We start from the raw sequence: 11,985 nt of genomic DNA on the forward strand, positions 1-11,985 counted from the left end.
TTACAGATAGGAAAATAATATAGAAAGATAGCCTAAATATGGTATCGAAATTATATAACCGTTTACTTCAGTCACTTTTCCTATTACATCTGTACTAGGAATTCCTTGTGGTGGTTCTAATCCAATTCTATTATCAGAATATGGATTTGATATGTTATCAACGCCTTGTGTAATATAATGATTACCATCTATACCGACAACCCTGTGAATAACATAAATTCCGTATTCTGGGGATTTATAAATTATAACATTATGGTACTGTATATTTTCTGGTGGACCGTAAAACGTTAGTGCACCGTTCTGAAAAACTGGATACATTGACACTCCTTCTACGCTTGCGGTAGTAATTATATTAGTAAAGAATAGAATGTAAACAAAAGCTATAAAAATAATTATTATAATGTCACTCTTCTTCATCTAAATCACTTAAATCAAGCTCTATGATTTCTCCCTCATCTCTTTTCTCTGGTTTTTCGTCTCCAATCTTTTTAACCGTACCATTTTTTCCTTGAATTTCCACAGATGAGCCTCCTGCTTTTATCTTAGATACTACCCCTCTCCACTTGTATCCGCAATTTGGACAAACGTATGATCCCATAACGGTAATAGTAATTCTACCTTCTGCGTCTGGTAAAGGAGAAACTAGATTCCAGGTTTTAACTGGTTTATCTACCTTAGTACCGCAGTTGGGACAAACATCTATTTCTTTTTGTTTTCTTTTTGGCATATATCATCTATCACTATTTAGGACTTAAAAAATCTTATAAATAAATTCTATCAAAAAAGCTAGAACTAAAAATAGAACTCCGTTCCATAAATACTTGCTTAACTTATCATTTAATGACGCATATACGAAAATAAAATTAGATATTATTAAAATATAATAGAAAGTAAAAATACAGTTATAAACGTAAGATATAATGAAAGGAGATAAAGTCCAAGTAAATAAAAAAGCCTTTTCGTTACTAAGCTTTCCTTTAAGTATTGCAAAATACACTGGCGAGAGAATTCCATAAATTAAGAATATAAAAGGGACGATGAACATTATATCCTTGAATAGTAAATTCTATGGAGGTAATTTAAATTGTCTGACAAGTTCATTATTAAAAAAATAAAAGGAATAGAAATACTTGACTCTAGAGGAAATAGAACTATAAGAGTATTTGTAGAAACTGAAGGAGGAATAAAATCCTTTGGCGATGCACCTGCAGGTGCGTCTAAAGGTAGCAGGGAAGCCATAGAATTAAGAGATAGTAAAGGTGGAGTTAAACCCGCTATAGATTCCGTAAATTACTTTATCAATGATGCATTAAGAGGCTTTGATGTAAGAAGACAAGAAGATATCGATAGAACATTAATACAACTTGATGGGACAGATAACAAATCAAAATTGGGAGCAAATGCAATAATAGCTACCTCAATAGCTGTAGCAAAAACTGCAGCTAAAGCACTAGGGCTTGAAATTTTTCAATATATAGGTGGTGGGAGAAAACATAGGATTCCTGTTCCCCTTTTAAATATATTAAACGGAGGACTTCATGCAGGTAATAATCTAAAAATTCAAGAATTTATTATAATTCCTCTAAAATTTAATAAATTTAGTGAAGCTTTATTTGCATCAACAGAAGTTTATAAGCAGTTGAAAAACTTAGTTACTGAAAAATTCGGTAAAATTTATACAGCATTAGGGGACGAAGGTGGAGTATCCCCACCATTAAATAAAACAGAAGAGGCATTAGAATTGTTATCTGATGCAGTAAAGAAGGCAGGATATGAAGGAGAATTTTTCTTTGGTATGGACGCTGCGTCTTCAGATTTTTACAATGAAAAAGAAGGAGTATACGAAATAGATGGAACTAAAAAGTCTGCAGAAGAAATGATAGATTACTACTCAGAATTAGCAGGAAAATACCCAATTCTATATTTAGAAGATCCATTTAACGAGAACGATTTTGAGCATTTTGCAGAACTTCAATCTAAACTTAAAAATACCATTATAACTGGAGACGATTTATATACAACTAACGTTAAATATCTCAAGAAAGGAATTGAAAATAAATCAACTAGAGGAGTTATAGTTAAGCCTAATCAGATAGGAACTTTAACAGAAACTTACGAATTCTTTGACACTGCCAGAGAAAATTCTATAAAAACAGTAATAAGCCATAGGAGCGGAGAAACTGAAGACAATTTCATAGCAGACCTAGCTGTAGGATTAAACAGTGATTTTATAAAGACTGGAGCTCCTGCAAGGGGAGAAAGAACAGCTAAATATAATAGAATATTAGAGATAGAAAATGAATATGAAATAGAATATGGAAATAAAAATATTATCTAACTTTATGGTATAAGGATACCTATAATTATTAGCACTGCCGCAATTACTAGCATAAGTAGCATAAAATTCTTAACAGACATTGAAGGTAATGCCTTCGCTAATTTAAACATTCCATATATAAATGCTGCAAATAAGATTATTGATGCTATAACAATACCTGTCACTATTAATATTTCAGAAATAGGTACAGTTTGTATATTAATATTACCGAATATCTGCGACGTAATGTTATTAAGTTCGCTTAATGCCATCACTTATCCTTTTTATGTATAAAGTTTATTTATACCACAACCCATAATATTACTCGCTTGATGATGAAGGTTAAAAGCGCTTATCTGTGATGAAAAAGACCTTCTGACGAGCCTTAACCCTTTTAAATATTTTATCTCAACATGTAACTTTGAGGAGTATTACCATGATATCAGCTGAGATATTAATGAAATACATTGGACAAAAAGTAAAAGATCCATATGGCAGAGATTTCGGGTACATTGTTCACGTTTATACTGAAGTTGATGGAAGCGTTACTGGAATAGAAGTAGCTCAAGGAAATTCGTTTAATACTATAGACCCTTCTAGAATAAAAATTGACGGAGACAACATTGTAGTTTTACCAGATTGGAAAGCCGAGGCTATAAAGACCTTAACATATATGGAAAAAATTAGGAAAAGGCAAAGGGCGTTAGAGGAATTATACGCTAAACAAGAGATTCCAAAATCAACTTATGACGATATGAAAAGAAAACTCGATACTGAAATGGTAAAGATAAGAGATGATTATACAAAGATTAAGAATAAGCTAAAACAAAGACTTAATGACGTGGAAGACCAACTAACGCAAATTGATAAAGCAATGATAGCTGTAAAAATGAGTTACATAGCTGCAGAAATGTCTGAATCCTCGTATAAAAACTCTATAGAAATTTTAAGGCAGGCTAAGGATAGTTATACAATGGAAAAAGACGACATAAGGAAAACATTAGATAAACTTGACCTATTAGATAAAGAAGGACTCGACTTAAAAACACCAACGCCAATAAGTAATACTTCAGATCAGAGTAATAAGAACGATCAGAATAAGTCGGACATACCAATGCCTATACCAGTAAAGGTAATAAATACTTTATGACCAAGCCAGTGAAATAGAATGCTAGAAAAGTTACCCATATTTTCCCGCTTTAATGGTGATAAAAAAAAGAGAGCTCAACTCGGTAAGCTCCTAACTGAGATATCAATTAAACTAAAAGATCAACAAAGCAAGCTAGAAGAGGGAATGCATAGATTAAAGGAAAGGGATAAAGAGCTTTTTGAAAAGCTAGTTAGAGCTCAAATAGAAGGAGATACTGCGAGAGCTACAATTTACGCACAGGAAATTTCTGATATTAGAAAGATGATTAAAATAATTTATACAGCGTTCTTAGCAATAGAAAAAGTAAGATTAAAACTAGATACTGTTCAAGAATTACAAGGCGTGTCGCTAGTTTTATTCCCAGTAGTTAAAATATTAGGTGAATTAAAGGATCAAATAAAAGGAATCGCACCAGAGGTAGCTTTGGCTTTAGATTCCATAACAAGTAGTGTAAACAGTATTGCAGTAGAGACTGGAGCTTTGAGCGATAAAACTGTTTTACCTTCTACAATAGATGAACAAGCTAAGAAGATAATGGAAGAGGCACAGAAAACCGCAGAAATTAAAATAAAGGAAATGTTGCCAGATTTGCCTCATCCGCCCTCTACAACTCAAGTTAAACTTCAGTATGAAAAGAGAAAGTTGGATGAAAAAGAGCTCTTAAATTATATCAATAGTAATGGCGGCTTCTTAGATGTAGAATATGTAGTTAAAAAATATGGAGTAGAAAAAGACGAGGTAATGGGATTACTTAAGGAAATGGCAAATAAAGGGCTAATCAGTATCGAGGCATGAGAAAATGAGCGCTCCTATAATGTTAGAAGAAATGGCAAGAAAATACGCTATAGCCGCAGTAAGAGCTGACAAGGAAGGAAATAGAGACGAAGCAATAACTTACTATAAGAAAGCCATAGACGTTTTAACTCAGATAGTTGTTTTATATCCAGATTCTCCGACAAGGCAAGCTTATGAGCAAATGATTGATGAATACAAAAAACGAGTAAGCGTTCTTGAAAATATGTTACCAGAGACTCCTCAAGAGGATAATTCCCAAAAAACAGATGACGAACTAATAATGAAAGAAAAACCTAAAGTTTCATTCTCCGACATTGTAGGCTTAGATGACGTTAAAGAGGCTTTAAAAGAAGCAATAATATACCCCTCAAAGAGGCCTGATTTATTCCCATTAGGTTGGCCGAGAGGAATCCTCTTATATGGACCTCCGGGTAATGGGAAAACAATGCTTGCTGCAGCCGTAGCTAACGAAATAGACTCCTACTTTATTCATGTTGATGCAGCATCTATAATGTCGAAATGGCTAGGAGAGGCGGAAAAGAATGTAGCAAAAATATTCAATACTGCGAGAGAATATTCTAAGAAAGATAATAAGCCAGCTATAATCTTTGTAGATGAAATTGACGCGTTACTTGGAACATATACTTCAGAAGTTGGAGGAGAAGTTAGAGTTAGAAACCAATTCTTAAAGGAAATGGACGGAATAATGGATAAAAATGAAAATTACATGGTTTACGTTATAGGTGCTACTAATAAGCCTTGGAGACTAGATGAACCTTTCTTAAGGAGATTCCAAAAGAGAATTTACGTTCCTTTACCAGATTTTAATCAAAGGTTAGCATTATTTAAGTATTATACATCAAAGGTTAAACTAGGCAATGTTGATCTTCAAGAACTAGCTAAAATGACTGAAGGCTATTCAGCAAGCGACATAAGAGACATAGTACAGTCTGCTCATATGAGAGTTGTGAAAGAAATGTTTGAGAAGAACTTATCTGAACCGAGAGAAATAACTATGGACGATTTCAAAGAAGTCCTAAAGATAAGAAAGCCCAGTGTTAACCAAGAACTTCTTAAAGCTTATGAAGCTTGGACTGAAAAGTTTAAGGCATTATAATAATCAGCTACCCCAAGTGCCCTTCATCGGTCAGTTGGCATGTCTAACATCATTTAAGTTAAATAGACAGCAAATCGCTTATTAATTTTCCTGTTGACTTACTTCCTTTAATATATTTTAAAATCATCTTTATGTCATATCCAGTTCTGTCTTCCCAGATTTTAATTGCCTCATCAAGCTTTTCTTTAGCAATTAAATGATATTTACATAATCCGTCCTTCATAGCCTCAAAGTCACATAGTTTGCATTTATTATATGCAACTAAATTCAAACCTTTGGCTAGCTCTAAGCCTATAATTTTCTTTTCCTCATTATATTTCTCAAAGTATTTGGAAATTTTATCTTTAACCTCATTAATTACTTCATCTTTATTTTTCTTACCATAAATAATTTCGTCCAATTTGTCTTCCATATCTGCTGTCATTTTAACGTCAGTTAGTTCGTTAAAGTATTTCTCGAGAACTTCAGAAACAATTATACCTAGTTTTGTCGGATAGATATAACTTCTTCTAGTTACTACATACTTTCTCTGGAATAGCGTTTCTATAATTTTTCCTCTTGTAGCTTCAGTGCCTATTTTTACATCTTCCATCCATTTAAGTAGAGAAACCCTAGTAAACCTTGTTAAAGGCTTTGTCAGTAAAAGCTTTGGTTTAATTGAAATTATTTCTACCTCACTTCCTTCATTAACGTTTACAAGTTCTTCGTTCTCAAATCTGTGATAGGGATAAATCTTTAGCCAACCCTCGTAGGTTATCTTTTGAAAATCTAATTGTAACTTTAATTTCTCCTTCTCAAATTCTAGAATAATTCTTTGTCTGGTAACTTCTGCATCTCTAGAAATAGATGCTAAAAATCTCCTAACAATAAGCTCGTAAACTTCACTTTCTTGTTTACCTAGTTTTTTAGGAATAACTCCTGTAGGATAAATAGCTGGGTGTGCCGGATCGTCTTTATTACCTTGTCTAACTATAAATTTCCCTTTAGTCATAAGGTTTAATTCGTCCACTAACTCTCCGAATCTTTGAGATAATCCTGTTACAATTTCATTGATATTAATGGTAGGCGGTATTTTTTGACTATTAGTCCTTGGATAACTTATTACTCCATCGAGATAAAGCTCTTCTCCTACTCTCTCAGTTCTATAAGGAGACAATCCAAATAATCTTCCAGCTTCTAATTGTAAATCTCCTAAATTGAAAGGAGGAGGTCTAATTATTTTATCCTTATTTAAAATATTTTTATCTACTATTAGCTTATCTTTCTTTAACCTAGTTATTAATGATTCTACGTCATCAATATTATGAAACTCTTGGTCTAAGTATACTGTATTTATTATATTCCCAAGCCTTATTTTTAGTTCTATTTTAAAATAAGGCAAAGGAACGAAAGTTTCTCTATCAAGATGCCTTTTAACAACTTCTATTAGCGTAGGGCTCTGCACTCTTCCAGCGCTCAATATTACACTTTTCTTTGAGGTATCTTTTACTGCATTCATTAAAGCCCTGCTGACATTTATACCCCAAAGCCAATCAACTATATGCCTAGCAATTCCTGCATTAACCATATTATAATCCAAGGGTTGTAAATTATTAAAAGATTTAATTAACTCTTCCTTAGTTAACGACGAGAATTTCATTCTTTTAGCTTTTTTCAAATCTCCAAAATTTTTAATTATCATGTAACCAATTACTGAACCTTCTATATCATAGTCGCATGCGTTTATATATTCTTTAGCATATTTACATAATTTTTGGAGCAAAATCAAATATTTCCTAGTATAGTAGGATTTCTTGTCTATCTCCCATAGTGGTTTCCACTCAACCTCAAATACTGGGAATCCAGAAGGTCCAGTTAGATTAAACATATGACCAACGGCGGATGCTATTACTATATTCCTACTAGGGATTACCCAATATAGTGCAGAGTTAGATTTACAAGTTATGAATTTTGAAGAAAAAGCGTCTACTATCTTTCTAGCCGCCTTAGGTTTTTCAGCTATAATTAACGTATAATTTCTCGGATTACAGGATATATTTAACCCCCTAAAATCTCCTTCACTGAAATTAATTCTACTTTACCATTAGGGAATCTTCTTCTAATTGTTATAGGTAAAATTCCTCTTTTTAGCTCCTCTTCAGCAATGGATATGGAGTTTAATTGCTCGGGTTTGAATCCGGATATATCTATTAATGGTACTGCGCCCATAGCTAGCTGTAAAGCTCTTGCACTAACTATTCTTGCAATTTCATAAATTGTTAATCTCTTCTTCCAAGATTCTATATAAGCAACATTCAGCTTATTAACGATTTCTAATTCAGACATCTTAAGTACATATTAATCTAGGAAAATAAATTTACCTTACCATATAACCTCTTGCCTTAAGAATTCTGGAAGCTTACATTCTGCTGGTGGTTTAATCTCGATATCCTGCTTTAATACGTCAGAAAGCGATAGCAATAACCTATATATAGCTCTATCATCCACAACTCCTAATATACCAATTCTAATTATTTTATCCCTTAATTCTCCCATTCCCCCACTTATTTCTATTCCACGTTTCTTTAACTCTTCCCTAAGAGTTTTAGAAGGGATAGGAGGAATCCCTGCAACTACTGTGTTAGAAAAGTTACTCTCATTACCAAATAACGAAAAGCTAATACTAGACAGTACAGATCTTAGATATCTACTACAAGCCTCATGTCTTTTTATTCTATTTTTTAATCCTTCCATTTCCAGAATTTCTGCAGCCCTTAATGAGGCAAAGAAAGCTCCAGTAGATGGAGTAAATGGAGTTTCATGCTTATCTTGGAATTTTAATGCTAATTTCAAGTTAAGGTAATTTGGCATATCATCGTCATGAAGCTCGCTTACCCCTTCTTCAGACATTGCTACAAACCCCATTCCTGGTACTGAAGCTAATGCTTTTTGACTACCAGTAGCTATAGCGTCAATATGCCAATTATTGACATCTATCTCATATGCTGCAAAGCCTGAAACAGAATCAACTATAAACTTCTTTCCTGAATTTTTAACAAGTTTAGTAACTTCTCCCAAGTTTCTAAACGCTATTCCAGTGCTAGTCTCATTATGTACTAAAGCTACTGCATCGGCGTCTTTATTTTCATCTAAAGCCACTTTTACATCCTCTAACGAAAATCCCTCTCCTGCAGGTTTAGAATAAACCTTTGTTGCACATCCCCTCCTATTTATAGAATCTAATAGCCTATTACTAAACTCACCATAAGTAAATACTATCACTTTTTCTCCTCTTTTCAATAATGAGAAGACCATAGATTCCACAGCTAAAGTTCCTGAGCCCGTAAGTAACGCGACTCTGCTTGAGTCAAAATGCTTTATCATCTTTTCTTCCAAGGACTTTACTACTTCTCTAAATTCATCAGACCTATGATTTACAACCCTAGTTGCTGCAAAAGAAACACTTTGAGGTACATTAACTGGACCAGGTATTAAAATCAAAATTGAACACCTAGTTCTTTTATAGCATTAAGTAAATTCTCGGTAGTAGTTACTGCTACTCTGTATTGTGCCTCTTTTGTTTGTGCACCTATGTGCGTAGTTATTGTAACTCTCTCGTGTTTTAAAAGCTCTAATTCCCATTCTTCTTTGGGCGGCTCATGCCATAATACGTCTGCAGCGTACGCATAAACTTTACCACTTTTTATATATTTTAATAGAGCTTGACCATCTACTGCTACTGCCCTGCTAGTATTTACTATAATTACGTTATCTTTCATAATTTCAAATGCCTTCTCGTCAAGAATTGGTTTAGCGTTTTTACCTACTGTCACATGGAGAGAAATTACATCAGACTGTTTCAATAACTCTTCTAGGGTTACGGGAATTATTCCTAATTGCGTTGCCCTATCTTTTATATCCATTATATCATATGCTAATACTTTCATTCCCATAGCTTTTGCAATTATTCCGACTTTAGTACCAATTCTTCCAAACCCTATTATTCCTAGAGTTTTCCCAGCTAATTCTAAACCCTCTATTTTCTTAAATATTCCGCTCTTAGCTAATGTCATAGAAGTATACATTTTCCTTGCTCCTGCTATCATAAGACCTATTGTTAGCTCTACTGCAGAATCTGTAGACGCTCCTGGTGCGTAAACTAACTTTATTCCTCTTTCTTGTGCTGCATCAGTATCGATATTATCTAATCCTATTCCTGCTCTTGCTATTATCTTAAGTCTCTTTCCTCTTTCTATAATATCTCTAGTTACCTTAGTTCTACTCCTTACTATTATTATATCATAGTTCTCAATTACCTTCATTAATTCTTCCTTAGAAATCTCCGGTTGATAGTCTACATGAAAGCCTTTCTCTTTTAGAGTATTTAGCATTACATCTGCTACAGGATCGGTTATTAAGATATTTAGATTTTCTTTATTTAGAGAATTGGTTTGTATAGTTGTTTGCTCCATTTTTATCACCGTTACAAGAAGTTATCTATTGCTTACCATGATGATGAAAAAACATAAGAAGAAGCAGTATTATAGAAGGAGAAAATTAAACTTTCTTGAACAATTTTGAAGTCGGCTACGGTTATCATTTTTAGCTCATATATATGAGAAATCTCTGGTTTATATGCTTTTATTCATTTTACTAACTTATTAGTCACCTTATACCATATAAACAGGTCAAGTAAACCAACTGGTAAATTTAAAGAAATGGAAATGCTTTTCAAAACTGACTCTATATAAATGTAATCCTTTTTTGGCAAAGACTTCTTGTTGTAAGAAAAATAATAAGAAGATAAAAATTTTAATATATGTCTATCTAGTATTGCTAAATCAAAGTAACCTACATTTCTTAGGAAATGACTGGCTTCTTTCATCCCTATTCCTTCAATTTGAAGAAGTTCTTCTCTAGCTTCATATTCATCCTTGTTTGCTATAGGATAAATCCAAGCTTTTAGCTTACCGTAATATTTTCTTATATTAAATAAATATTTAGCTTTTAAATTATAAAATCTGTATCCTGAATTTTTAAGAACTTTCGAAATTCCGTCTTCATCTAAAGAAAATAATTTATCGTACAAATTATTTAACGCTGTATATGCACTAATGAATGAGGAATTAGAAGTTAATATGCACAATACTAATTCTCTAAACCATACGTCTTCTCCTGCTTTATTATTAAGTTTAAATTCTTCAGCTCTTTCTAGCACTTTTGCTCTTAACTTTACGTTTTTTACTAGATTTCTTAGCATTCTTTTTCTTCTTTGCTTTCTTACCTTTCTTTTTCTTCTTATTCTTAACTATTGTAGGTTTAACTTCATTTATATCAGAAGAAGAAATAATCTTAGTTCCATCACTAGTATCTAAGATTATAAACGGATAATCCTTGAGATCAAAATTTAAGCCTATGATCAAAGAGTCGACAGCAACATTAATGTAATCTATCTTTACATTTTCGTTATTAAATTCCTTTGGCACGCCTATTCTAAATATTTTTACAGGAAATGGAAATTTATACTTACAATCTACACTAGCATTAATGATCTCTCCTTCTTTATATTTTACTATTATAACTTCGCCATTAATAGTTTTAGATTCTAGATCTTCTGAATAATCTACCTCTTCTTCCTTATATTTCTTAATACTTACTAGGGAAAAATTGTTAGCATTAATAATCTCTGGCCTATAATACTCCACTGTAGCTTTCATAGTCGACTATATTTTATCACTCAAAATATTAAATCCTAGTTTGAAGTTGATGGTAAAACCTTTGCAGAAAATTATATATACAATACTGGGTAGAACTTAAGGAGAGATCATGAGTGTCAGAATAAGAGGGACTAACGCTTATGGACATTTAGGATGGTTTCAAGTATACTGCAGAATATGCAACAGAAAACTTACTATAGGCGTAGACGTAGTATACAAGTGCCCAAAGTGTGAAAAGAAGTATAAAGCGTACTTCTGTGAGGCAGATAAGAGAGGATTAAAGGGCAAATGCCCATATTGCGGTAGCGAACTGGTTCCAGTAATATGATAAAGTATTTTTTTAACGGAAATCAAGTAACTCTTCTTGAAGATAATTCTTCCCTATTTATAATTATGGACGTACAGATAAAGTTAGACAAGAGCAATGTCACGTTAACTGAGAGTAAAATGCTGTTCATAGATGTAAATATTCCGTTTAAGTACGGTAATATACTTAAAAAGGGAATATGTAAAATTAATGATAAGTTATTTATTTGTTATGCAATTGCTGAACTTAAAGGCAGTATTAGCGAATATGATGAAAATAAGGTAAAAGAGATCTACAAGGAAGTTGTAGAAGTATTAAATAATGTAATATGAATTCCTTTACTTTTTAATTCGTTAATAATTCTATCTAAAGTAGATGTAAGTTCTTCTGCATCTTCACTTTCTATTTCTATTAGAAGCTGAAAATTTTTTAAATTGCCGCTAAGATATACACTAATTAGCGTATTTTTTGAGACAGAGCAAATATATGAAGCACCAAGGCGTATTGGCTTGCAAATATTAGTTAAAATTCCTTCCATACTATAGAAGACTTCTCTTAACCTACCCGGTTCTTCTAGAACTAAAAGTTTTATGTTGAACAATT

Annotated in this window: 16 protein-coding genes; 6 read left to right on the forward strand and 10 right to left on the reverse strand. The window is 32.6% G+C overall.

The window, feature by feature from the left end; all coding sequences use genetic code 11:
- Positions 1-417, reverse strand: a complete 417-nt coding sequence (locus D1866_RS01580) for a signal peptidase I (RefSeq protein WP_152940959.1) — start codon at positions 415-417, stop codon at positions 1-3.
- Positions 404-727 (reverse strand): chromatin protein Cren7, encoded by a 324-nt coding sequence (locus D1866_RS01585; protein WP_152940960.1) that lies wholly within the window; start codon positions 725-727, stop codon positions 404-406. Before D1866_RS01585 ends, D1866_RS01580 begins: the two co-directional genes overlap by 14 nt.
- Positions 728-1,084: 357 nt before the next feature.
- Between D1866_RS01585 and eno the strand changes: the two genes are divergently transcribed.
- Positions 1,085-2,338, forward strand: coding sequence for a phosphopyruvate hydratase (eno, locus tag D1866_RS01590; protein WP_152940962.1), 1,254 nt, complete (start codon positions 1,085-1,087; stop codon positions 2,336-2,338).
- A 2-nt stretch (positions 2,339-2,340) separates the two neighbouring features.
- Here the strand turns inward: eno and D1866_RS01595 are convergent, their stop codons facing one another.
- Entirely contained in the window at positions 2,341-2,589 is a 249-nt protein-coding gene (locus D1866_RS01595) for a hypothetical protein (protein WP_013776130.1), read from the reverse strand.
- Between the two features lie 164 nt (positions 2,590-2,753).
- Between D1866_RS01595 and cdvA the strand changes: the two genes are divergently transcribed.
- Genes cdvA through cdvC form a run of 3 tightly spaced genes read left to right on the forward strand, consistent with a single transcriptional unit; the run spans position 2,754 to position 5,379 of the window.
- Positions 2,754-3,467 (forward strand): cell division protein CdvA, encoded by a 714-nt coding sequence (gene cdvA, locus D1866_RS01600; protein WP_013776131.1) that lies wholly within the window; start codon positions 2,754-2,756, stop codon positions 3,465-3,467.
- A gap of 18 nt (positions 3,468-3,485) precedes the next feature.
- Entirely contained in the window at positions 3,486-4,262 is a 777-nt protein-coding gene (gene cdvB, locus D1866_RS01605; protein WP_152940964.1) for a cell division protein CdvB, read from the forward strand.
- 4 nt (positions 4,263-4,266) lie between these two features.
- Complete coding sequence (gene cdvC, locus D1866_RS01610; RefSeq protein WP_048054653.1) at positions 4,267-5,379, forward strand: cell division protein CdvC; 1,113 nt, start codon at positions 4,267-4,269, stop codon at positions 5,377-5,379.
- A 58-nt stretch (positions 5,380-5,437) separates the two neighbouring features.
- Here cdvC and D1866_RS01615 read toward each other — a convergent pair whose 3' ends face one another.
- The 6 genes from D1866_RS01615 to D1866_RS01640 all read right to left on the reverse strand — a co-directional run bounded on the left by D1866_RS01615 (position 5,438) and on the right by D1866_RS01640 (position 11,075).
- Entirely contained in the window at positions 5,438-7,450 is a 2,013-nt protein-coding gene (locus tag D1866_RS01615) for a DNA topoisomerase I (protein WP_231136466.1), read from the reverse strand.
- A complete protein-coding gene (locus D1866_RS01620) occupies positions 7,417-7,704 on the reverse strand; it encodes a DNA-directed RNA polymerase subunit K (protein ID WP_152940966.1) in 288 nt (95 codons plus the stop codon). Before D1866_RS01620 ends, D1866_RS01615 begins: the two co-directional genes overlap by 34 nt.
- A 36-nt stretch (positions 7,705-7,740) precedes the next feature.
- Positions 7,741-8,859 carry a pyridoxal-phosphate-dependent aminotransferase family protein gene (locus tag D1866_RS01625; RefSeq protein ID WP_152940968.1) on the reverse strand — a complete coding sequence of 373 codons (1,119 nt, stop codon included), beginning with the start codon at positions 8,857-8,859 and terminating at the stop codon, positions 7,741-7,743.
- Positions 8,856-9,830 (reverse strand): D-2-hydroxyacid dehydrogenase, encoded by a 975-nt coding sequence (locus D1866_RS01630; protein WP_152940970.1) that lies wholly within the window; start codon positions 9,828-9,830, stop codon positions 8,856-8,858. Before D1866_RS01630 ends, D1866_RS01625 begins: the two co-directional genes overlap by 4 nt.
- Before the next feature lie 173 nt (positions 9,831-10,003).
- The gene (locus D1866_RS01635; protein WP_152940972.1) at positions 10,004-10,618 is read right to left on the reverse strand and encodes an N-glycosylase/DNA lyase; all 615 of its coding nucleotides are present in this window, start codon (positions 10,616-10,618) and stop codon (positions 10,004-10,006) included.
- Entirely contained in the window at positions 10,560-11,075 is a 516-nt protein-coding gene (locus D1866_RS01640; protein WP_152940974.1) for a hypothetical protein, read from the reverse strand. The genes D1866_RS01635 and D1866_RS01640 overlap by 59 nt, the downstream gene beginning before the upstream one ends.
- Positions 11,076-11,184: 109 nt before the next feature.
- On the opposite strand from D1866_RS01640, the gene D1866_RS01645 reads away from it, so the two are divergent.
- Positions 11,185-11,403 carry a hypothetical protein gene (locus tag D1866_RS01645; RefSeq protein WP_152940975.1) on the forward strand — a complete coding sequence of 73 codons (219 nt, stop codon included), beginning with the start codon at positions 11,185-11,187 and terminating at the stop codon, positions 11,401-11,403.
- Entirely contained in the window at positions 11,400-11,714 is a 315-nt protein-coding gene (locus D1866_RS01650) for a hypothetical protein (RefSeq protein ID WP_152940977.1), read from the forward strand. The genes D1866_RS01645 and D1866_RS01650 overlap by 4 nt, the downstream gene beginning before the upstream one ends.
- On the opposite strand, the gene D1866_RS01655 is transcribed toward D1866_RS01650, so the two are convergent.
- Positions 11,675-11,983, reverse strand: coding sequence for a hypothetical protein (locus D1866_RS01655; protein WP_152940979.1), 309 nt, complete (start codon positions 11,981-11,983; stop codon positions 11,675-11,677). The genes D1866_RS01650 and D1866_RS01655 overlap by 40 nt on opposite strands.
- Positions 11,984-11,985 lie beyond the last annotated feature (2 nt).

It is taken from the genome of Acidianus ambivalens, assembly GCF_009729015.1.
GTDB classification, from domain to species: domain Archaea; phylum Thermoproteota; class Thermoprotei_A; order Sulfolobales; family Sulfolobaceae; genus Acidianus; species Acidianus ambivalens.

Bases quoted from the DNA above. Each gene is read 5' to 3' on its own strand.
- cdvB (WP_152940964.1), top strand. From the start codon at position 3,486: ATGCTAGAAAAGTTACCCATATTTTCCCGCTTTAATGGTGATAAAAAA.
- D1866_RS01630 (WP_152940970.1), bottom strand. From the start codon at position 9,830: ATGGAGCAAACAACTATACAAACCAATTCTCTAAATAAAGAAAATCTA.
- cdvA (WP_013776131.1), top strand. From the start codon at position 2,754: ATGATATCAGCTGAGATATTAATGAAATACATTGGACAAAAAGTAAAA.
- cdvC (WP_048054653.1), top strand. From the start codon at position 4,267: ATGAGCGCTCCTATAATGTTAGAAGAAATGGCAAGAAAATACGCTATA.
- D1866_RS01635 (WP_152940972.1), bottom strand. From the start codon at position 10,618: ATGCTAAGAAATCTAGTAAAAAACGTAAAGTTAAGAGCAAAAGTGCTA.
- D1866_RS01620 (WP_152940966.1), bottom strand. From the start codon at position 7,704: ATGTCTGAATTAGAAATCGTTAATAAGCTGAATGTTGCTTATATAGAA.
- D1866_RS01595 (WP_013776130.1), bottom strand. From the start codon at position 2,589: ATGGCATTAAGCGAACTTAATAACATTACGTCGCAGATATTCGGTAAT.
- D1866_RS01585 (WP_152940960.1), bottom strand. From the start codon at position 727: ATGCCAAAAAGAAAACAAAAAGAAATAGATGTTTGTCCCAACTGCGGT.
- D1866_RS01580 (WP_152940959.1), bottom strand. From the start codon at position 417: ATGAAGAAGAGTGACATTATAATAATTATTTTTATAGCTTTTGTTTAC.
- D1866_RS01650 (WP_152940977.1), top strand. From the start codon at position 11,400: ATGATAAAGTATTTTTTTAACGGAAATCAAGTAACTCTTCTTGAAGAT.
- D1866_RS01640 (WP_152940974.1), bottom strand. From the start codon at position 11,075: ATGAAAGCTACAGTGGAGTATTATAGGCCAGAGATTATTAATGCTAAC.
- D1866_RS01645 (WP_152940975.1), top strand. From the start codon at position 11,185: ATGAGTGTCAGAATAAGAGGGACTAACGCTTATGGACATTTAGGATGG.